We start from the raw sequence: 19,892 nt of genomic DNA, 5'->3' as shown, positions 1-19,892 counted from the left end.
GAGCCGCTTTTTTCTATTCAAGTCCTTTTTAACTTAAAATTTAAGTGTTGCACCAACAAGAAAGTTTCTAGTTGCTTGTGGATAGTATCCTTGTATTTCTTGCGTTTCTCCAGGCGTAGACCATGTATCTAAATAAATATAACCTCTATCTACATATTCTTTATCAAAAATATTGTTTACTAAAGCAGTAAGTACAATAGATTTAAAAACGCTTTCCATTTTAAACTCATACATTACGTTTAAATCGCTAGTAAAATAACTGTCTAATTTTGAAACCTCTGTATCTGTATTACTTAGATATTGTTCTCCTACAAATTTTGATAAAAAGGCAACCTGAAACCTTTCTGATGGATGATACACCAACGCATTACCAGCAACAGTATTTGGTGAATTTGCAATATTAGTGTTCCCTAATTCTTGTATAGCATCGTCTCTATTTGTAACATAATCAACATTTTCGTTCTTACTAATAGAAATGTTTGGTCTTACAGAAAAATTATTACTTAAACGGATATCTGCATCAATCTCTAAACCTAATCTATAACTATTACCACTAGTACCACGTAAAGCATCTCCTGTATCATCAATCTCTCCTGTAAGTACTAATTGGTTTTGATAATCCATAAAATAAACATTAGTACTTAACTTAAAATTCTCTTGTGTTAAACGCCATCCTAACTCATAATCGTTTAAGCTTTCATGAGTACTTACACCAGCTTTAAAATCGTCTCTATTAGGTTCTCTATTTGCTCTTGCAAACGATGTATAGAAACTATTTTCATTGTTTAACCTATAAGTTAGACCTAACTTTGGATTAAAGAAACTAAATTTTTCATCAACATTTAATGGTACTCTTTTAGATGTTAATCCGTTAGTTTTATAATTTACAAATCTACCTTGTATATCTACAAAAGCTTTTAATTTTTCGGTAAGACCAAACGATACTTTAGAAAAAATATTTAAATCGCTTTTAGTAGATTTCCCATCGTAATAATGATCTCTTATACTTGTATTATCTGCTAATTCACTTCCCCAAATAAGCTCACCATAATGGTCGTTTTCGTAATCACTGTAAGACACTCCTGAAATAATTTCTAATCTATCTTTTCTATAAGTAGCATTAAAATTACCAACATAGAAATGGTTATCTAACCAACGACGTACAATAACATCACTACCATCTTCTATTAAGTTATTATAATCTACTGCATCTCTATCGTCTTTAAACTGCTCAAAATAACCTTTACCTCTAGTGTAGTTTAAACCAACATTAGTTGTCCAATTATTGTTCAATTTCTCGTTCCAATGTAATTGGTAATGATCTTGTTGATAGTTGTCTACTTCATTATCGTAAGTTAATGGATTTTGTCTTCTATTTTCTTCCAATTGTTCTGCCGAAATTCCATCCCAAGCTTGGTATGTTTCCTCTTTCCCTCCAAAAGCTAAAGCTTTAATCAAGGTGTTTTCATCAGTATAACTTCCTTGTAAAAAATATGACTTTAAATCGGTAGACGCTCTATCAATATAGCCATCTGAATGAATATTAGACAAGCGACCAGCAAATTCAAAATGTTCATTTACTTTACCTGTAGTAAATTTTACATTATGTTTTCTCGTACCGTAAGAACCAAAAGAATTAGAAATTTCGCCTCCAGCCTCTTTAGAAACAGCATCTGTTAAAATATTTAAACTAGCACCAAAAGCACCAGAACCATTTGTAGATGTACCAACACCACGTTGCAATTGTAAACTCTCTGTAGACGAAGCAAAATCTCCCATATTTACCCAAAAAGTGCCTTGACTCTCAGCATCATTATATGGGATTCCGTTTATAGTGACATTAACTCTTGAAGCGTCAGATCCACGGACACTCATATACGTATAACCAATACCTGCACCAGCATCAGACGATGATACTACGTTTGGCAAATAATTTAATAGAATAGGAATGTCTTGTCCTAAATTACGTTTTGCAATTTGCTTTTTTGTTAAATTAGAATGCGTTACAGGCGCATCTGCTTTTACTCTAACCGCAGAAACCAAAACCTCATCTAAGGTTTCAATTTTTGTTGAGTCTTGTTTAACTTCTTGTGCAAAACCATTTAAAGTTAATACTGTAAATGCTAAAAATAAAGTTGTTGTTTTTACTATAGATTTCATTCGAAATACATTTAAATCGCGAATAAAAAGAGGTAATTATTCTATTATAATAATTAGTTTTTTTCAAAATACAATCAATACATTTTATAGTCTGTTTTTCACTTTCTTATTCTTAGATAAGATGACTAATAATATTAATTGTATTTCTACAAATTCCTAAACAGCATTACCTGTTCTAGGTTCAATGGGTATGATCTCAGCCTAATTTATGGCACCCCTTTTTTGAGAACAGCGCAAAGGTATGATAGATTTTTGAGTTACGTTTTACGTTTTAATCTTTTTTTAATCTAAATTAGGCTTACGTCTGGTTGCTTTTCTTTCTTTATTAGCACGCTTACTTTTAAGCCTCCTAATAATTACTGCCTTCGGAATTTTTGTTGGAATGCGTTTTTTCTTTACAAACAATGTAGATTTAAGAAGTTGGATAGCTCTTACTATAGCAATGTTTTTATTTCTATGTTGACTTCGGCTTTCTCCACATTGAAGTATTAGTAAGCCATCTTTAGTAATTCGATTAGACAACTTATATGCTATAACTTCTTTTTGTTTTTCATTTAAAACTAAAGACTCTTGAATATTAAAGGTTAATTCTATTTTAGAAGACACCTTATTTACATGTTGTCCTCCGGCACCAGAACTCCTAATACCTTTAAAATTAAATTCTTTAACAAGAGCTTCTTCGTTAAACATTATAATTGATGTGTTGCCTTTAATAAATCTGTAACAGTTTTTACAGGATTAAAAGTTACTATTGGAGTCTCTACAAAAATGGTATTCCAATTTGCCATTCCACCATTCCATAGTCCTGGAGATTCCAGCGCTTTAATATCTTTTCCTGTTTTAGTTTTCATTGTAATAAAAGCCGTTTTTGGATCTACATATTTTGAGAGATCGAACTTTTCGCCTTTATAATTTTTAATACCACAAACTAAATCTACAGGATTAAAATGCGTTGCATTTTTTAAAATACTTTTTTGATGCTTGTTCTTTTTATCTACTTGTGCTGATTCTACTATTTGTAATGACACAGTACCACTTTCGTCTTTAACCCAAAATGGTCCACCTCCTGGCTCTCCTTCGTTTCTAACCATTCCGCAAACTCGAATTGGCCTATTGAGTTTACTTTTCAGATATTCTATTTGATATTTGGGAGAGTATTTTTCGAATTCATGAGAAATAATGACATTCAATTTTTTCCTTAAAAAACGTGCAATTTCAATTAATTTATCCTCACAAACCTTGTCTGCTTCTAACTCTTTTAAATACTTAAAAGCTTTATTTTGTTTTTTAAGTAAAATTCCTGCTAATACCTTTTTATGCTTTGCAACTTCATTTTCATATTTATAAACAACAACATTATCAATGTTTTTTATAAATATAATATCGGCATCAAAATCGTTTAAATTTGCTAACAAAGCACCATGTCCAGAAGGTCTAAAATGTAAAGAACCATCTACATCTTCTATAGGTTCATTTTTTGCTGACACGGCAATAGTATCTGTTTCTTCTTTTTGATAAGAATAAGATATCTTAAATTTTGTATTCGTTTTCTGTTCTACTATGCTTTGAATTCGATTAAACTCTTCATCAAAAATATCTTTGTAAATTTCTGATATTGTAAAGTGAATCGCAGCTATATTATTAGAGGTTGCATACAGTGCAGCTTCGAATAAATGCTCTTCGAAAGCAGTAGCTATATGATCTTTGTATTTATGAAAAGGCAATAATCCTTTTGGTGAGAAACTATAATTTAAACGATCTTCGTTTAACATGGTTTTTACAAACTCTACAACTTTTAAATCTGCAGATAATGAGTCGAAGTTTGGAACATGTTTTTTAGACTCTTTGATTACATCATTATAAAAAGGAAATTTTTCAAGACCTACACCAAACACTAACAAATCGTTAGCTTTATGTTTGTTAATGTAACCATTAACCGTTTCTTTTTCATGGTCATACATATCTAAAAACTCGAACAAAAACTTAAACATTCTAGTAGCAGCACCAGAAGCTGGAACAAACTTTAAAACATCTAACTCTTCCTTTTGCTTATCGTAAAATGCTGAATACTCTTTATTTTCATCTTTTGAAACACTCAATATTCCATGACCTAAAATCGCGGCAGATTCTAAATTAATTAAAGGCAATCCCGATTTAAAAGTTTCAATTTGTTTCAAAACTTTATCTACTGTTAATCCTTTATTTTCTATTTGCTTTATTTGTGCTTTGGTGAAGTTCACTTTTTCTTGTTATTAATTTATCTATATGATTTACTGCTGCTTCAAGACGTGTTTTTTCATCTCCTTTTAGCAAAACATAAGGTCTATTGTGTTTTTTTAAAGCCGCTTCAAACACTTTAAACATAGCTTCTCTTTCCTCAGGCTTATCTCTTAAATCATCGGCTTCCCAAGGCGTATCAATATACGTTAAAAAGTACAAATCATAAGTGTTTTCCAACGCATATTTTTCTAATTCAGGATTGCACATTCCAGAATAATAGACTTCGGAATACACTTTAGTTTCTAACAAATCGGTATCACAAATAAGAACAGTATCTGTTTTTTTTGCTAATTCGTTTTCTAAAAGCATTTGTCCTTCAGCAATTGGCAATAAATCTTTTGGCTCACAAATTTTACGCTCATTATTCCATTTTTCTTGAAGGTACTCTCGCGCAAATTCGCGTACCCAAACCGAATTATAATAAGCTGCTAATTGTTTTGCCAATGTTGTTTTACCAGTAGATTCTGGGCCAAACAACACAACTTTTATGCAATTTGCTTCTTGTTGTCTATACTTTTCTTCCATTGTTTATAACCTTGTATAGCTAAAATGGTAAATATTAAATATTGTAATGATAAAATCCCTAAACCTCTATAAGCGTATAGTGGTATAGTTATTAAATCGGCAATTATCCATAAAGTCCAATTCGCTAATTTCTTGGTAGCCATATACCACATTGCAGTAAAGAAAATACCGGAAGTAAAAATATCTATGTAATTCGGGATTTCTAACTTATAATCGTAAACACTATAAACTAAATAGGTTACAAACATTGTAATAAAAAACAAGGCTATACCTATTAATTTCTCTTGAGTATTCGTTCTAGAAAGAGGAAGAACATATTCGTTTTCGTTTTTTCTAGCCCAATTCCACCAGCCATAAAGACTCATGACAGAATAGTAAAAATTCATCATCATATCTCCAAAATACTCAGCTTTATAAAGTAGATAAACAGTTATAATAGTTGCTACTAATCCTGTTGGATATACTAGAATATTTTCTCTCTTTGCATAAATTACACTTGCAATACCAAAAAAAAAGACAATAATCTCTAATACAATATCTGTGGCTGATGCATTTTTATAAGCATCTAGAAAAAAATCAAAAATTTGGTTCATAGTCACTTCTATCTGTTTTTACCACTTTCATTGTTAACACACAAATATCTTGATTCTCGAAAGAGTTTTTAATAGCTTGGGTTAAAAAAGGCATTAGACTATTATAATCACCATATATTTGAGTACTTAACGGATTTTCTAAAACCGTAAACTCCGAATCTCGGAGCACTTTTATAAAATCTATAACGTGTTTTTCGTAATCGTCTTGTAACGGCGATAATGTTAAGTCTATAGATATATTCATGATCTTGGGATATTTACTTATTTTATTTTTTTATCTCTTCAAAAAACGATTCGTCATCTTCAAATGCCGTACCAATAACAACTAAATTGGCTCCTGCTTTAAACGCTTTATCTATTACAAATTTACTTCTTATTCCTCCACCAACTATTAAAGGTATATTAATTTCTGATTTAACAGCTGAAATCACAGCATTACTAACCTCTTGTTTTGCACCACTTCCAGCCTCTAAATAGACTAATTGCATTCCTAATAACTCAGTAGCTTTTGCAGTATCTACAATCTCTTGCAATTTATTTAAAGGTTTGGTTTTAGTCACTTTTTGAGTTGCAGTCTCCTTTTTTCCATCAACTAAAATATAACCTGTCGGGATGATTTCTAGACTACTATTTCTCAATTTCGAAACAGCTTTTACCTGCTGACCAATTAAATACTCAGGATTTCTACCAGAAACTAAAGACAGAAATAAAATAGCATCAGCTTTTTCTGAAACTTGAATAACATCTCCCGGAAACAAAACAATTGGTAAGTTTGTTAATGGTTTTATTGCTAAAAGTAATGCTTCGGTTACATCTTTTTCAACTATACTTCCTCCAACAAACACGTGCGTAGCTATAGATCTATTAACTTTATCTATAAATTGCGATGCATTTTTTAAATCAAATTTATCAGGGTCTATTAAAACTGCAAGATTTTGTTTTTTCGATGTTTTAAGATGTTGTAAAATAGACTTCATTTATCCTAATACGTATGCACAAGTAAAACCTTCAAACTCTAAGAAGTAAGAATTATACCTGTATTTTTTCATCTTATAATCTATCCAACACAACGTTTCTCTATCTTCCATCATAAAAGGAATCACCAAAAAGTGTTCTCTAAACAACATACCTGGAGTAGCAAATAATTTGTAAAGCGACTCTTTAATTCCCCAAATAACAGTTAGCCTATTTATATAATCGGTATCTAGTTCGCTTAAATATTCAAACTCATAATCCACAAATTTCTTTGCTATAACTGCTATTTTATCACGTTGTTTCTCTATATCTATTCCAACTTCTTTATCACCAACAATAACACCCGAAAACGTAAAACTATGCGTTATAGAAATATGTTTTCCATCTTTTAAATGTGGCTTTCCATTATCATCATAAAATAAATCTTGGTCTGTATAACCAAAAGCTCGTAAAAGATGCCTAACACTTAAAAAGCCACGTTGATGCAATTGGCTTTTCATACCATTTACACGGTTTAAGCTTTCTTCTTTTAAATTTAAAGGAGTAATTAACTCTGTATAAGACTCTTCAATCTTCCAGATTTTAACAGTAGTTTGTGAATTTACACTAATGGATTTGTAAAGAGGCATTTAATATTCTAAATTCTATTGATTATCTTTGCATCGCTTAAGGCGATCTAGGTGCTTTTAATGGCTAATTTAACTATTTTAAGTCCTAAATCCCAAAGGCGTTTCATTTTATAAAAAATTAAGACAAAGAAATATGAGTAATAAAACAGTTGCTTACGTACCTAATAAGGTAAAAGATATGTCGCTTGCGGCTTGGGGAAGAAAAGAAATTAATTTAGCTGAAGCTGAAATGCCAGGCTTAATGAGTTTACGTGAAGAATACAAAAACGAGCAACCATTAAAAGGTGCACGTATTGCAGGATGTTTACACATGACTATTCAAACTGCCGTTTTAATTGAAACTTTACAAGCTTTAGGAGCAGAAGTTACATGGAGTTCTTGTAACATTTTCTCTACACAAGATCAAGCTGCTGCTGCAATTGCAGACGCTGGAACTGCTGTGTACGCATGGAAAGACATGACAGAAGAAGAATTTGATTGGTGTATAGAACAAACCTTATTTTTTGGTGAAGACAGAAAGCCATTAAACATGATTCTTGATGACGGTGGAGATTTAACTAACATGGTTTTAGATAAATACCCAGAATTATCAGCAGGAATTAAAGGATTATCTGAAGAAACTACAACTGGAGTTCACAGATTATACGAGCGTGTAAAAAACGGAACATTAACAATGCCAGCAATTAACGTTAACGATTCGGTTACTAAATCTAAATTCGATAACAAATACGGTTGTAAAGAATCTGCAGTAGATGCTATACGTCGTGCAACAGATATTATGTTAGCTGGAAAACGTGTTACTGTTTGTGGTTACGGTGATGTTGGTAAAGGTACAGCTGCCTCTTTTAAAGGAGCAGGGAGTATTGTAACCGTTACAGAAATTGATCCTATTTGTGCTTTACAAGCTGCAATGGACGGTTTTGAAGTTAAAAAATTAGAAACTGTTGTTGGTAATAGTGATATCATTATTACAACTACAGGAAATAAAGATATCGTTCGTGCTGAGCATTTTGAGGCAATGAAAGATAAAGTTATCGTTTGTAACATCGGTCACTTCGATAACGAAATACAAGTAGGATGGTTAAACGAAAAACACGGTCATACTAAAGACACTATTAAACCTCAAGTAGACAAATACGTTATTGACGGAAAAGATATTATTTTACTTGCCGAGGGACGTTTAGTAAACTTAGGTTGTGCAACAGGACACCCTAGTTTTGTAATGAGCAACTCATTTACTAACCAAACTTTAGCACAAATAGAACTTTGGAAAAACAGTGCAAATTACAAAAACGATGTATATATGCTACCAAAGTATTTAGATGAGAAAGTAGCAAAATTACACTTAGCTAAAATTGGAGTAGAGCTTACAGAATTAGCACCTTACCAAGCAGAATATATTGGTGTAACAGTAGAAGGCCCATACAAACCAGAACACTACAGATACTAGTCAGAAATATCATTGCGAGGAGCTTTTTAGCGACATGGCAATCTTATTAATTGAAACTAAATTATACTAAAGTCCCAAGCATTCGTGTTTGGGATTTTTTTATTATCACTTCGCGTGTATCGATTTTTATCGTGATGTATCGAGAAGTTGGGCAATTTGCTTTTGGCAGAAAAACCAAAACCAACCGCGCTTTCCACTATATCTTTTTTTCGTGCCTCAAAAAAGGATGCCGCATCAATCGCTATTGCAGGCCAATCATCTTAAGTCTTTATTAAGAGAAATTAGAGACCACCTTTTTAGTTTTATTATCACTTACAAAAATGCACTTTGTTTATTTTAGCTTTTAAATAATTACCTTCACCTTAACAAATAACAACTTTATGTCTTTAGATAAAATCAACTCTGTCATTAATACATTAGAATCCCATATAGAAAATCACAACCTTTCAAAACCTAAAGTATCTAAAAGCGATATTGCTTGGCACATAGACCATAGTCTTAAGGTAGTTAATAATGTAATCATTGCACTTCAAAACTCGGATCCTGACACCTTTAAAAACAACTTCAGTTTTTTAGGTAAAGTATTCTTTACACTAGGCTTCTTTCCAAGAGGAAAAGCAAAAGCTCCAAAACATGTAAAGCCGCCAGAAATTATTTTAAAAGAAGACCTCAACAAACAAGTACAACAGGTTAAAACTAATATAGAATCCATAAACAGTTTAAACAAGAACGCTTACTTTAAACACCCACTATTTGGACACATTAACAAGAAAAGAGTGCCTCACTTTTTAGTATTACATACAAATCACCATTTAAAGATTATAAATGATATTTTAAAAAAGTAACAAAAAAAAACGCCTCTCTATATAGAAAGGCGTTTTTATATTTTAGGATTTAAAATTCCTAAGCCTCGAAAGGCTCGATAGAAACGTAAGATCTGTTATCTTTTTTCTTTGTGAATTTTACTAAACCATCTACTCTAGCATGTAAAGTATGATCTTTTCCTTGGTATACGTTCTCAGCTGGGTGATGCGTATTACCTCTTTGTCTTAATATGATATTTCCAGCAATAGCAGCTTGTCCACCAAATATCTTAACGCCTAAACGTTTTGATTCTGATTCTCTACCATTCTTCGAACTACCAACTCCTTTTTTATGAGCCATTGTCTTAAGGTTTTATTTTGTTATACTTAAGTAGTTTAGCAATTAAGCTTTACCACCATCTAATTCGTCTTGCCATTTCTTTAACTCATCCCACTTACCATCAGCAGCCATTTGAGCTTGTGCTGGCCAAGTATCAGTTACGTGGTTACCACGAACACCTGCAATGATTTCAGAAATTTTAGCCGCATCTGTTTTTGCTAATTCAGCAAAAGTTGAGATTCCTGCTTCAGCTAATGTCGAAGCAATTTTTGGACCAATACCTTCAACTTTCTTTAAATCATCAGCTTTTCCTGTTGATTTTGAAGCCTTAGGAGCAGCAGCTTTCGCTTCTACTTTCTTAGTTTCTTTTTTTGGAGCAGCCTTTTTTGCTGGCTTAGCTCCTGAAGCTACAATGCTCTCAATAACGATTTCAGTTAAGGCTTGTCTGTGACCATTTTTAACACGGTAACCTTTTCTTCTTTTCTTCTTGAAAACAATAACTTTATCACCTTGAAGGTGCTTTAAGACTTTCACACTTACTTGTGCTCCATCTATAGCTGGGGCGCCTAAAGTAACATTGTCACCATCTGCAATTAAAAGAACATTATCGAAAGACATAGTCTCTCCTTCTTCTGATGCTAAACGGTTAACAAAAACTTTTTGGTCTTTTTCAACTTTAAATTGATGCCCTGCTATCTCTACAATTGCGTACATAGCGTAACGTTTTTATTAATTTGTTATTAAATATATCTACTTTCCTCTCAGAAAGCGGATGCAAATATACTTCTAAAAAATTAATTTGCAAACGTTTTCACCTATGATTACTAATATTTTAAGCATTAAAAGTCAACATCTTACAAAAAAGCTGTAAAATTTAAAAGAAATCTTACAAAAAACACATATTAAAATGCTATTAACAAAGTTATAATTTAAATGTACTTGTTATATCAAATTGCTCTATAATGTTAATAATCATTAGTAATTCATATTAATTTTGCAAAAAAAAGATTAAAAAAGTGACAATTCAATGTTAAATTTTTTAACATATCCTAAACATTCCGTTCATCTATTAGTAAATTTGTTCTGAATCTGTAACAAATTATATAAGTTATAGACTTATACCGCAATTAATACTAATTAACTCACAACACAATGAAAAAAAATTTATTCTCATTAGCAGCTTTGCTCTTGGCTGGATTTGCAGCTAATGCACAAGAAGTTAAATTTGAAGAGTATGATTTAAGTAACGGCATGCACGTTATTTTACATCAAGACAACACTGCTCCAGTAGTAACAACCTCTGTAATGTATCATGTAGGTGCTAAAGATGAACAACCAGACCGTACAGGTATGGCTCACTTTTTTGAACACCTTTTATTTGAAGGTACAGAAAACATTGAGCGTGGTGAATGGTTTAAAATTGTAACTTCTAACGGAGGAAGTAATAATGCCAACACAACAGACGATAGAACATATTATTACGAAGTATTCCCATCTAACAGTCTTGAATTAGGTTTATGGATGGAATCTGAGCGTTTAATGCACCCAATTATTAATCAAATTGGTGTAGACACACAAAACGAAGTTGTAAAAGAAGAGAAACGTTTACGTGTTGATAATGCGCCTTATGGTAAATTTATTGAAGAAATTAAACTTAATATCTTTAAAAAACACCCATATAAAGGAACAACAATTGGTAAAATGGCACACTTAGATGCTGCTTCTTTAGAAGAGTTTCAAGCTTTTAACAAAAAGTTCTACGTACCTAACAATGCTGTTTTAGTTGTTGCTGGAGATATAGATGTTCCTGCAACTAAAAAAATGATTGAAGATTATTTTGGACCTATTCCAAGAGGAGAAGATATTGTTAGAAACTTCCCAAAAGAAGATCCAATTACAGAAACTATTAAAGCTAAAGCTTACGATTCTAATATCCAGATTCCAGCAATTATGGCGGCTTATAGAACTCCTGCAATGACAGAGAGAGATGCTTATGTTTTAGATATGTTATCTAGCTATTTAAGTTCTGGTAAAACTTCAAAATTATACAAAAAACTTGTTGACGATAAGAAAATGGCACTTCAAGTTGGTGCTTTTAACCAAAGTCAAGAAGATTACGGAACGTACATTTTATACGGCTTACCTTTAGGAGATAATTCTTTAGAAAGCTTATTAGCAGAAATAGACGAAGAATTAGTAAAAGTTCAAAATGAATTAATGTCTGAAAGAGATTATCAAAAACTTCAAAACCAATTTGAAAACGATTTTGTTAGCTCTAACTCTAGCGTTTCTGGTATTGCAAATTCTTTAGCACGTTACTACATGTTATTTGATGATGTTAATTTAATTAATAACGAAATTAATATCTACAGATCTATTACTAGAGAAGAAATACAAGCGGTTGCTAAAAAATACTTAAACCCAAATCAACGTGTGGTTTTAGAGTATTTACCAGTAGCTAAAGAAGAAGAATAATATCTTAGAAAAATAACAAGACAAGTGAATGTTCTTAATTTAAATAAGAATACTAAAAAGTTAAAAACATCATTTGACAAATTATAAAAAACAAATAAGACAAATGAAAACAAAAATAACAGCAATTATAGCACTGTTTTTACTATCCTTTTCGGCTACTGCTCAAATAGATAGATCTGTGCAACCAAAACCAGGTCCAGCGCCAACAATTACATTGGAAGTTCCTGGAGAATTTGAACTTAAAAACGGACTTAAAGTATTAGTAGTAGAAAACCACAAGTTACCAAGAGTATCTTATTCTTTAAGAATAGATAACCAACCAAAAGTTGAAGGTAAAATAGCAGGTGTTTCTGGTATACTTGGATCTATGTTAGGTAATGGAACAACTTCTATTTCTAAAGATCAATTTAATGAAGAGATCGATTTCCTTGGAGCAAGTTTAAGCTTTGGATCTAGTAGTGCATTTGGTAGCTCATTAACAAAGTATTCTGAAAGAATATTAGAATTAATGGCAGATGCTACAATGAACCCTTTATTAACTGAAGAAGAGTTTCAAAAAGAAAAAGAAAAAGCTATCGAAGGCTTAAAATCTAGCGCAAAAAGTGTAGATGCAGTAGCTTCTCGTGTAGGTGGTGCTTTATCTTTTGGTAAAAAACATCCTTATGGTGAGTTTATTACAGAGGAGTCTTTAAATAACATTACATTAGATAATGTTCGTGCTTACTATCAAGAAAACTTTAACCCTAACAATGCATACTTAGTAATTGTTGGTGATGTAGATTTTAAAACCGTAGAAAAGCAGGTTAAAAAATTCTTCAAAAAATGGGATAAAGGTATCGATGTTACTAAAAACATCCCACAACCATACATAAACGTAAACGCTACAGAAATTAACTTTGTAGATATGCCAAATGCCGTACAGTCTAATATATCTGTAACTAGCAATGTAAAATTAGAAATGGGTGATCCAGACTATCATGCTGTTTTAATTGCAAACAAAATTTTAGGTGGTGGTTTTAACTCTTACTTAAACATGAACTTACGTGAGGCGCATGGTTATACTTATGGTGCACGTTCTAGTGTAGGAACAGACCGTTATGGAGCTGCCCGTTTTACAGCTGGAGCACAAGTTAGAAATGCAGTTACAGATAGTGCTGTTGTAGAATCTTTAAAAGAAATTAAAAGAATTAAAACTGAAAAAGTTTCTGCTGAAGATTTAAGAAATGCTAAAGCAAAATACGTTGGTGATTTTGTATTGGCTTTAGAACAGCCTTCTACAATTGCTAGATATGCTTTAAACATTAAGTTAAATAATTTACCTAGTGATTTTTACAAAACGTACTTAACAAAAATCAATGCGGTAACAGCAGATGATGTACAACGTGTTGCAAACAAATACTTTACTGAGCAAAACGCAAGAGTAATAGTAGTAGGAAAAGGTAGCGAAGTCGTTTCTAACTTAGAAAAAACAGGAATTCCTGTTAAATATTTTGATGCTTTTGCAAACTCTGTATCAAAGCCAGTTTTCTCTAAGCCTATTCCTGCAGGAGTAACAGCTCAAACTGTAGTAGACGGTTATATAAAAGCTATTGGTGGTGAAACTACATTACAAAATGTAACTACTTTAGTTCAAGAAATGAGTGCTTCTTTTCAAGGACAAAATATGGCAATGACTCTTAAGCAAAAAAGCCCAAACCTTATGTCTACAGATGTTAGCATTATTGGAATGGGATCTGTTTTTAAACAAGCTTTTAATGGTGAAACTGGTTACATGGCACAAATGGGAAACAAACAACCTATGCCTGCTGAAGCTATCGCTAAATCTAAGGCTAAAACAGCATTATTTGATGAATTAGGTTTAATGGCTAATTCTTCATTAAAAGTATCTTTAGATTCAATTGAAACTGTAGATGGTAACGATGCTTATGTTTTAGTAATTGAAGATAAAGATGGAGAATCTACTAAAAATTATTACGATGTAACTTCTGGTTTAAAAATAAAAAGTGTTTCTAAAGGAAAAGGTCCAGGAGGACAAGAAATTACTCAAGAAAGAACTTTTGGTGACTATAAAGAAGTAAGTGGTATTAAATTTCCACACGTAACTTCTGTACCAATGGGAGGACAAAATGTAGAGCTTAAAGTAACTACAATTAAAGTAAATGAGCCTTTAACAACAGCTGACTTTGAATAAGTAAAAAGCTATTTAATATCTTTATTAAAATCTGAAGTCGAAAGGCTTCAGATTTTTTTTGCTTAATATTTAGATTTAATTTGTTGCTTCTTTTTATTAGCCAAATACACTCCAATTAATATAATAGCAGAAGCAACAATTTGTATAATACTAAAAGATTCTCCATCTAGCAATCCCCAAGTTAAAGCGACAATTGGCATTATATAAGTTACCGAAGATGCAAATACAGGAGTCGACATTTGAACAAGTTTAAAAAACAACACCTTAGCAATAGCAGTACCAAATAAAGATAAAATAGCAACATATAAAATAGACATCCTAAATTCCGGTTGACTAAATGCTTCAGCAGAAAAGAATCCCGTAAAAAACAAAACTATAAGTCCAGGAATTACAATAGGTACATAGTTTCCAACAGCAATCGTTAATGGCTTTACATCTTGTAAATAACGTTTTATAATATTTACGTTAGCAGCATACATTAATGTTGAAGCAATTATAAAACCTGCAAATAAATAATTTTGATGTGGATTTAATTCGGCACCTTTTAATATTAACAAAGCCGTACCAATAAAACCAATTACAACACCAAATACCTGTCGCTTTGTAGAGGTAATCTTAAAAACAGCCATTCCCATTAAAATAGTATTTAATGGTACTAAAGAATTTAATACAGAAACTACAGCGCTATCTATTTCCGTTTCGGCAATTGCAAAAAAGAAAGCAGGAATAAAGGAACCTAAGAAACCCGAAATTACTATCCATTTCCAGTCTGCTTTTTTTATGGTCTTTATGGTTTTAAAACCTACAATAAATAAAAACAAACCTGTTAAAACTGTTCTTAAAGCTCCTAATTGATAAGGATCTAAACCTATTAACGCTTTTTTTATAAGTATAAAACTTGTTCCCCAAATAACAGACAATATAATGAGGTAAGTCCATTTCGATAGTTTCATATAAATAAGGCGTTTATTAGCTTATGCAAAAATCTAATTTTTAACGCAATAAATAGATATAATTGTTAATTTTGTAATTGATAACAGAATAATAAAAATCGATACTCATGAAACGAGCTGTTAAAAATTCTATCGTTAAAGAAATTATTAATAGTAAGCAGCATGTGACAATTAATAAACAATAAAAACAAACTCATGAAAAATTTAAAAAACATATTAGTAATTGCTATCATTACAATTGCAGCATTTAGTTGTAAAAACGAAGCACAACCAGAAGTTAAAACGGTTGAAACTACTGAAACTGCTGAAACAGAAGTTAAAGCTACAAAAGCAGAATTAGATCCAAATGCTACTTATGCTAAAGCAGAATTTAAAATTGAAGGCATGACTTGCGCAATGGGATGTGCAAAAACTATCGAGAAAAAGATGGCTAAAATGGAAGGTGTAAAATCTGCCACTGTAGATTTCGATAGACAATTAGCTATGGTAGAATACGACGAAGCTAAAGTAACACCTGTAAGTTTAGAAAACACAGTTACTAGCGTATCTGACACTTACAAAGTAAAAGATATGAATACTGTTGAATTTTTTTCTAAAGAAGAGAAAAAGGCATGCACTGCAGACTGTAAAAAAGACTGTTGTAAAAACAAAACAGAAGGTGAAAAAGTAGCTTGTGCTAAAGATTGTAAAAAAGCTTGTTGCACTAAAGAAGCTAAAGCATAGTTTCTAAGATTTATAATATAAAAAAAGCTTCAACATAAAGTTGAAGCTTTTTTTATTTAAAATTGCCACGTATTAAAAGTGATAAAAAGCATCTTCTAAATGCTCAATCTTAAATTCTTTATTCTCTTTTACAATAGCAATAATATCAAAACGCACTTCTACATCTAATTTATTTACGGTTACAAACTCATCTGCCGCATTTACCAAACGTTGAATTTGTTTTGGTTTTAAAAAATCTTGAGGATTACCAAATTCTATTGTTGAGCGCGTTTTTACCTCAACAATAGCTAATGTGTCTTTTATTTTTGCAATAATATCAACTTCGGCTTTCTGAAATGTATAGTTTCTCTCTAGAATTTCGTAGCCTTTTTTCAACAAGAAATCTACAGCAAGTTGCTCCCCCTTTTTTCCTAATTCGTTGTGTTGCGCCATAATTCCTGCGTAGGCAGGAATCTCATCCTACAAACTAAAATTTAATGTATTTATATTTTTCGTTTTATTATATGCAATAGCAATCTACTTTTCAAACTTAATTGTTGATTTTGTTTTACTCACTTCTAAATCAATCGTTCGTCCCATAATCATGGCACGATTATCTTTTTCGTGTCCTGCGGGCATTTTAAAAGCAATAGGAAAATCATAGGCGGATAAAGCATCTATAACAAGCTGCTCTACACTAGTTCCCCAAAGCGTAGTATTTTTTCTCATTCTACTCATACCGCCCACAATTACACCTTTACAGTCATCAAAATAACCAGCACGTTTTAAACTTTGTAACATACGGTCGATATGGTATTTATACTCTCCTATTTCTTCAATAAATAAAATCTTTCCTTTTGTATCAATACTTGTATTAGAACCTAACATAGTATGTAATATTGTTAAGTTCCCTCCTACTAATTGGCCAGAAGCTTTACCTTCTCTATTGTATTTAGATTCTTTTAAAGTGTAATTTATAGGTTTACCAAAAATTGAAGCTTTAAAAGTGTCTATGCTTTCTTTAATTTCTTCTTGATTTTTAGGTAAACTTACACACATAATAGCATGAATACTCTCCACTCCTTTAGTATTAATTTGGTTATGTAAAGCAGTAATATCGCTGTAACCAATAACCCATTTGGGTTGTTGTAAAAATTTTGAATAATCTAATTTATCAAGAATCCTCACTGTTCCATAACCTCCTCTTGCACTCCAAATGGCTTTGATATTCGGGTTATCTAAAGCTTCTTGAAAATCTTCGCAACGCTCCAAATCTGTACCTGCAAAATGGTTATCTCTACTAAAAACATGCTTACCAACAACAACATTTAATTGCCAACTTTCTAATAGTTTTTTAGCACGTGTAACTTCGTCTGCTCTGCTTTTTAAAACACCAGATGGTGCAACAATAGCAACAGTATCTCCTGCTTTTAGATAGGGTGGTTGTATCAATTTTGATGGTGTTTTTATGGTTGTGTTCTCTTGAGCCGAAACGTTAATACTTCCGAAGAAAAATAACACAGTAATAATTAATATTTTTTTTATCATAATGTAAATGTAACCGATATTTTACAAAATTAAAATGAAGTACTTATTAAAAAAAGTAGATTAGTCTCATAATATTGAATAAGAGCACTGTTCCATCACTTTTCTACTCAAATCTATAAAAAAACACTCCTTTTTATTAAATCCAAGGTTAAGAATTCAATTTTAAAAAAGGTAATGATTATTTTTGTTGTTAAATTACAAGAATTCATGTCGAAAGATCCTAAAAGATATACCATTACTGCAGCGTTGCCATACACTAACGGACCAATACATATTGGACATTTAGCTGGTGTTTATGTACCTGCAGATATTTACGCACGTTACAAAAGATTAACTGGAAACGATGTTGCTTTTATTTGTGGTAGTGATGAGCACGGTGTGCCAATTACTATTAAAGCAAAAAAAGAAGGTGTTACACCTCAACAAATTGTGGACAGATACCACGCTATTATAAAGCAGTCTTTTTTAGATTTCGGTATTACTTTCGATAACTATTCTCGTACTTCAGCTAAAATTCATCATGATACTGCATCAGAGTTTTTTAAGACTTTGTACGATAAAAATGAATTTGTTGAAGAAGTTTCTGAACAATTATATGATGCTGAAGCAAACCAATTCCTTGCAGATAGATTTGTAGTTGGTACGTGTCCAAAATGTGGTAACGAAGAAAGTTATGGAGATCAATGTGAAAAATGTGGAACAAGCCATAATGCTACAGATTTAATCAACCCAAAATCTGCAATTACAGGAAATGTACCTAGCTTAAAAGAAACTAAACACTGGTTTTTACCATTAAACAAACACGAAGCCTTTTTAAAAGAATGGATTTTAGAAGGACATAAAAAAGATTGGAAATCTAACGTTTACGGTCAATGTAAATCTTGGTTAGACGATGGTTTAAGACCAAGAGCGGTAACACGTGATCTTGATTGGGGAATACCAGTTCCTGTTCCGGGAGGCGAAGGCAAAGTATTATACGTTTGGTTCGATGCTCCAATTGGTTACATCTCTGCAACCAAAGAATGGGCTGCAAGAGAAAATAAAGATTGGGAACCATATTGGAAAGATGAAGATACTAAGCTAGTTCACTTTATTGGTAAAGATAATATTGTATTTCACTGTATTATTTTTCCAGCAATGCTTAAAGCAGAAGGTTCTTATATATTACCAGACAATGTACCAGCAAACGAGTTTTTAAATTTAGAAGGCAACAAATTGTCTACCTCTAAAAACTGGGCTGTTTGGTTACCAGAATATTTAATAGACTTCCCAGATAAGCAGGATGTATTGCGTTATGCTTTAACTGCTAATGCACCAGAAACTAAGGATAACGATTTTACTTGGAAAGATTTTCAAGCAAGAAATAATAACGAATTGGTTGCCATTTTTGGAAACTTTATTAACCGTGTAGTTGTTTTAACTAACAAATATTACGAAGGTATTATACCAACTCCAAGTGAATTATCTACCATAGACGAAGAAACTTTGGCAACAATAAAAGCGTTCCCAAGTGTTATAGAAAGTTCTTTAGAGCGTTACCGTTTTAGAGAAGCTTCTCAAGAATTAATGAACTTAGCGCGTTTAGGAAATAAATATCTTGCCGACGAAGAGCCTTGGAAATTAGTAAAAACTGACGAAGCCCGTACTAAAACAATTATGTATGTTGCTTTACAAATAGCATCGGCGTTATCAACATTATGCGAGCCATTTTTACCATTTACATCAACTAAATTAAAAAATATTTTAAATAGTGATGAGAACAAATGGGAAGACATTGCAACTAAAGAAATATTAATTTCTGCTGGACACCAAATAGGTAAAGGTGAGTTATTATTCTCTAAAATTGAAGACACCGAAATACAAGCACAGTTAGATAAATTAGAAGCTAGTAAGAAAGCGAACGAAGCTGCCAATAAAGTAGCTGAACCACAAAAAGACACTATTGCATTCGACGATTTTACAAAGCTAGACTTAAGAGTTGGCACAATTCTAGAAGCTGAAAAAATGCCAAAAGCTAAGAAACTTTTAGTTTTAAAAGTAGATACAGGAATAGATGTTAGAACCATTGTTTCTGGAATAGCAGAAAGCTTTACAGCCGAAGAAGTTGTTGGTAAAAAAGTAACTGTGTTGGTTAACTTAGCACCAAGAGCTTTGCGTGGTGTAGACAGTGAAGGCATGATTTTAATGACTGAAAACGCAGATGGTAAATTAGTATTTGTAAATCCCGATGATGCAAATGTTTCTAATGGATTAACAATAAGTTAATAT

19 protein-coding genes and 1 riboswitch are annotated in these 19,892 nt (G+C 31.8%); of the genes, 6 read left to right on the top strand and 13 right to left on the bottom strand.

What is annotated here, in order from left to right:
* Positions 1–33: 33 nt before the first annotated feature.
* The 8 genes from Q0935_RS06710 to Q0935_RS06675 all read right to left on the bottom strand — a co-directional run bounded on the left by Q0935_RS06710 (position 34) and on the right by Q0935_RS06675 (position 7,162).
* A complete protein-coding gene (locus tag Q0935_RS06710) occupies positions 34–2,160 on the bottom strand; it encodes a TonB-dependent receptor (protein ID WP_299383671.1) in 2,127 nt (708 codons plus the stop codon).
* A 136-nt stretch (positions 2,161–2,296) separates the two neighbouring features.
* A riboswitch (TPP riboswitch) is annotated at positions 2,297–2,389 on the bottom strand.
* A gap of 53 nt (positions 2,390–2,442) precedes the next feature.
* Positions 2,443–2,850: an alternative ribosome rescue aminoacyl-tRNA hydrolase ArfB gene (arfB, locus tag Q0935_RS06705; RefSeq protein ID WP_299383668.1), complete on the bottom strand. Its 408-nt coding sequence runs from the start codon at positions 2,848–2,850 to the stop codon at positions 2,443–2,445.
* Positions 2,850–4,400 carry a DUF4301 family protein gene (locus Q0935_RS06700; protein ID WP_299383664.1) on the bottom strand — a complete coding sequence of 517 codons (1,551 nt, stop codon included), beginning with the start codon at positions 4,398–4,400 and terminating at the stop codon, positions 2,850–2,852. Before Q0935_RS06700 ends, arfB begins: the two co-directional genes overlap by 1 nt.
* On the bottom strand, positions 4,360–4,965 hold the full coding sequence (locus Q0935_RS06695) for an ATP-binding protein (protein ID WP_299249970.1): 606 nt from the start codon (positions 4,963–4,965) through the stop codon (positions 4,360–4,362). Before Q0935_RS06695 ends, Q0935_RS06700 begins: the two co-directional genes overlap by 41 nt.
* Positions 4,926–5,558, bottom strand: coding sequence for a nicotinamide riboside transporter PnuC (pnuC, locus tag Q0935_RS06690; RefSeq protein ID WP_299383662.1), 633 nt, complete (start codon positions 5,556–5,558; stop codon positions 4,926–4,928). The genes Q0935_RS06695 and pnuC overlap by 40 nt, the downstream gene beginning before the upstream one ends.
* Positions 5,542–5,802 (bottom strand): hypothetical protein, encoded by a 261-nt coding sequence (locus tag Q0935_RS06685; RefSeq protein ID WP_299383658.1) that lies wholly within the window; start codon positions 5,800–5,802, stop codon positions 5,542–5,544. The genes pnuC and Q0935_RS06685 overlap by 17 nt, the downstream gene beginning before the upstream one ends.
* A 22-nt stretch (positions 5,803–5,824) precedes the next feature.
* Positions 5,825–6,535, bottom strand: a complete 711-nt coding sequence (locus Q0935_RS06680) for a geranylgeranylglyceryl/heptaprenylglyceryl phosphate synthase (protein WP_299383654.1) — start codon at positions 6,533–6,535, stop codon at positions 5,825–5,827.
* Positions 6,536–7,162, bottom strand: coding sequence for a 4'-phosphopantetheinyl transferase superfamily protein (locus tag Q0935_RS06675; protein WP_299383651.1), 627 nt, complete (start codon positions 7,160–7,162; stop codon positions 6,536–6,538).
* A 133-nt stretch (positions 7,163–7,295) separates the two neighbouring features.
* Between Q0935_RS06675 and ahcY the strand changes: the two genes are divergently transcribed.
* Together ahcY and Q0935_RS06665 are read left to right on the top strand one after the other, a co-directional pair.
* On the top strand, positions 7,296–8,612 hold the full coding sequence (ahcY, locus tag Q0935_RS06670) for an adenosylhomocysteinase (protein ID WP_299249985.1): 1,317 nt from the start codon (positions 7,296–7,298) through the stop codon (positions 8,610–8,612).
* A gap of 380 nt (positions 8,613–8,992) precedes the next feature.
* A complete protein-coding gene (locus Q0935_RS06665) occupies positions 8,993–9,457 on the top strand; it encodes a DUF1569 domain-containing protein (RefSeq protein ID WP_299249988.1) in 465 nt (154 codons plus the stop codon).
* 58 nt (positions 9,458–9,515) lie between these two features.
* Here Q0935_RS06665 and rpmA read toward each other — a convergent pair whose 3' ends face one another.
* Both rpmA and rplU read right to left on the bottom strand, forming a co-directional pair.
* Positions 9,516–9,776, bottom strand: coding sequence for a 50S ribosomal protein L27 (gene rpmA, locus Q0935_RS06660; RefSeq protein WP_299249991.1), 261 nt, complete (start codon positions 9,774–9,776; stop codon positions 9,516–9,518).
* Between the two features lie 42 nt (positions 9,777–9,818).
* On the bottom strand, positions 9,819–10,469 hold the full coding sequence (gene rplU / locus Q0935_RS06655; RefSeq protein WP_299249994.1) for a 50S ribosomal protein L21: 651 nt from the start codon (positions 10,467–10,469) through the stop codon (positions 9,819–9,821).
* A 438-nt stretch (positions 10,470–10,907) separates the two neighbouring features.
* On the opposite strand from rplU, the gene Q0935_RS06650 reads away from it, so the two are divergent.
* Both Q0935_RS06650 and Q0935_RS06645 read left to right on the top strand, forming a co-directional pair.
* Positions 10,908–12,230 carry a pitrilysin family protein gene (locus Q0935_RS06650; protein WP_055434717.1) on the top strand — a complete coding sequence of 441 codons (1,323 nt, stop codon included), beginning with the start codon at positions 10,908–10,910 and terminating at the stop codon, positions 12,228–12,230.
* 103 nt (positions 12,231–12,333) lie between these two features.
* A complete protein-coding gene (locus Q0935_RS06645; protein ID WP_299383647.1) occupies positions 12,334–14,421 on the top strand; it encodes a pitrilysin family protein in 2,088 nt (695 codons plus the stop codon).
* A gap of 62 nt (positions 14,422–14,483) precedes the next feature.
* Here Q0935_RS06645 and Q0935_RS06640 read toward each other — a convergent pair whose 3' ends face one another.
* On the bottom strand, positions 14,484–15,374 hold the full coding sequence (locus tag Q0935_RS06640; RefSeq protein ID WP_299383645.1) for an EamA family transporter: 891 nt from the start codon (positions 15,372–15,374) through the stop codon (positions 14,484–14,486).
* A gap of 195 nt (positions 15,375–15,569) precedes the next feature.
* Between Q0935_RS06640 and Q0935_RS06635 the strand changes: the two genes are divergently transcribed.
* Positions 15,570–16,097 (top strand): cation transporter, encoded by a 528-nt coding sequence (locus Q0935_RS06635; protein WP_299383642.1) that lies wholly within the window; start codon positions 15,570–15,572, stop codon positions 16,095–16,097.
* A 72-nt stretch (positions 16,098–16,169) separates the two neighbouring features.
* Here Q0935_RS06635 and Q0935_RS06630 read toward each other — a convergent pair whose 3' ends face one another.
* Positions 16,170–16,529, bottom strand: a complete 360-nt coding sequence (locus tag Q0935_RS06630) for a YraN family protein (RefSeq protein WP_299383639.1) — start codon at positions 16,527–16,529, stop codon at positions 16,170–16,172.
* A gap of 84 nt (positions 16,530–16,613) precedes the next feature.
* A complete protein-coding gene (locus Q0935_RS06625) occupies positions 16,614–17,624 on the bottom strand; it encodes an LD-carboxypeptidase (protein WP_299383634.1) in 1,011 nt (336 codons plus the stop codon).
* A 207-nt stretch (positions 17,625–17,831) separates the two neighbouring features.
* On the opposite strand from Q0935_RS06625, the gene metG reads away from it, so the two are divergent.
* On the top strand, positions 17,832–19,889 hold the full coding sequence (gene metG / locus Q0935_RS06620) for a methionine--tRNA ligase (protein WP_299383858.1): 2,058 nt from the start codon (positions 17,832–17,834) through the stop codon (positions 19,887–19,889).
* Positions 19,890–19,892: the final 3 nt, after the last annotated feature.

This window comes from uncultured Lacinutrix sp. (assembly GCF_947500605.1).
Classification (GTDB): domain Bacteria; phylum Bacteroidota; class Bacteroidia; order Flavobacteriales; family Flavobacteriaceae; genus Lacinutrix.
Note: the sequence above shows the minus strand (reverse complement) of the source record. Positions and strands in the feature narration are given on the sequence as shown.

Excerpts from the sequence above, each read along its gene's own strand:
- rplU (WP_299249994.1), bottom strand. The coding sequence starts at position 10,469 with ATGTACGCAATTGTAGAGATAGCAGGGCATCAATTTAAAGTTGAAAAA.
- rpmA (WP_299249991.1), bottom strand. The coding sequence starts at position 9,776 with ATGGCTCATAAAAAAGGAGTTGGTAGTTCGAAGAATGGTAGAGAATCA.
- Q0935_RS06640 (WP_299383645.1), bottom strand. The coding sequence starts at position 15,374 with ATGAAACTATCGAAATGGACTTACCTCATTATATTGTCTGTTATTTGG.
- Q0935_RS06630 (WP_299383639.1), bottom strand. The coding sequence starts at position 16,529 with ATGGCGCAACACAACGAATTAGGAAAAAAGGGGGAGCAACTTGCTGTA.
- Q0935_RS06675 (WP_299383651.1), bottom strand. The coding sequence starts at position 7,162 with ATGCCTCTTTACAAATCCATTAGTGTAAATTCACAAACTACTGTTAAA.
- Q0935_RS06695 (WP_299249970.1), bottom strand. The coding sequence starts at position 4,965 with ATGGAAGAAAAGTATAGACAACAAGAAGCAAATTGCATAAAAGTTGTG.
- arfB (WP_299383668.1), bottom strand. The coding sequence starts at position 2,850 with ATGTTTAACGAAGAAGCTCTTGTTAAAGAATTTAATTTTAAAGGTATT.
- pnuC (WP_299383662.1), bottom strand. The coding sequence starts at position 5,558 with ATGAACCAAATTTTTGATTTTTTTCTAGATGCTTATAAAAATGCATCA.
- Q0935_RS06710 (WP_299383671.1), bottom strand. The coding sequence starts at position 2,160 with ATGAAATCTATAGTAAAAACAACAACTTTATTTTTAGCATTTACAGTA.
- Q0935_RS06685 (WP_299383658.1), bottom strand. The coding sequence starts at position 5,802 with ATGAATATATCTATAGACTTAACATTATCGCCGTTACAAGACGATTAC.
- Q0935_RS06635 (WP_299383642.1), top strand. The coding sequence starts at position 15,570 with ATGAAAAATTTAAAAAACATATTAGTAATTGCTATCATTACAATTGCA.
- Q0935_RS06665 (WP_299249988.1), top strand. The coding sequence starts at position 8,993 with ATGTCTTTAGATAAAATCAACTCTGTCATTAATACATTAGAATCCCAT.
- Q0935_RS06680 (WP_299383654.1), bottom strand. The coding sequence starts at position 6,535 with ATGAAGTCTATTTTACAACATCTTAAAACATCGAAAAAACAAAATCTT.
- Q0935_RS06650 (WP_055434717.1), top strand. The coding sequence starts at position 10,908 with ATGAAAAAAAATTTATTCTCATTAGCAGCTTTGCTCTTGGCTGGATTT.
- Q0935_RS06645 (WP_299383647.1), top strand. The coding sequence starts at position 12,334 with ATGAAAACAAAAATAACAGCAATTATAGCACTGTTTTTACTATCCTTT.
- ahcY (WP_299249985.1), top strand. The coding sequence starts at position 7,296 with ATGAGTAATAAAACAGTTGCTTACGTACCTAATAAGGTAAAAGATATG.
- metG (WP_299383858.1), top strand. The coding sequence starts at position 17,832 with ATGTCGAAAGATCCTAAAAGATATACCATTACTGCAGCGTTGCCATAC.
- Q0935_RS06625 (WP_299383634.1), bottom strand. The coding sequence starts at position 17,624 with ATGATAAAAAAAATATTAATTATTACTGTGTTATTTTTCTTCGGAAGT.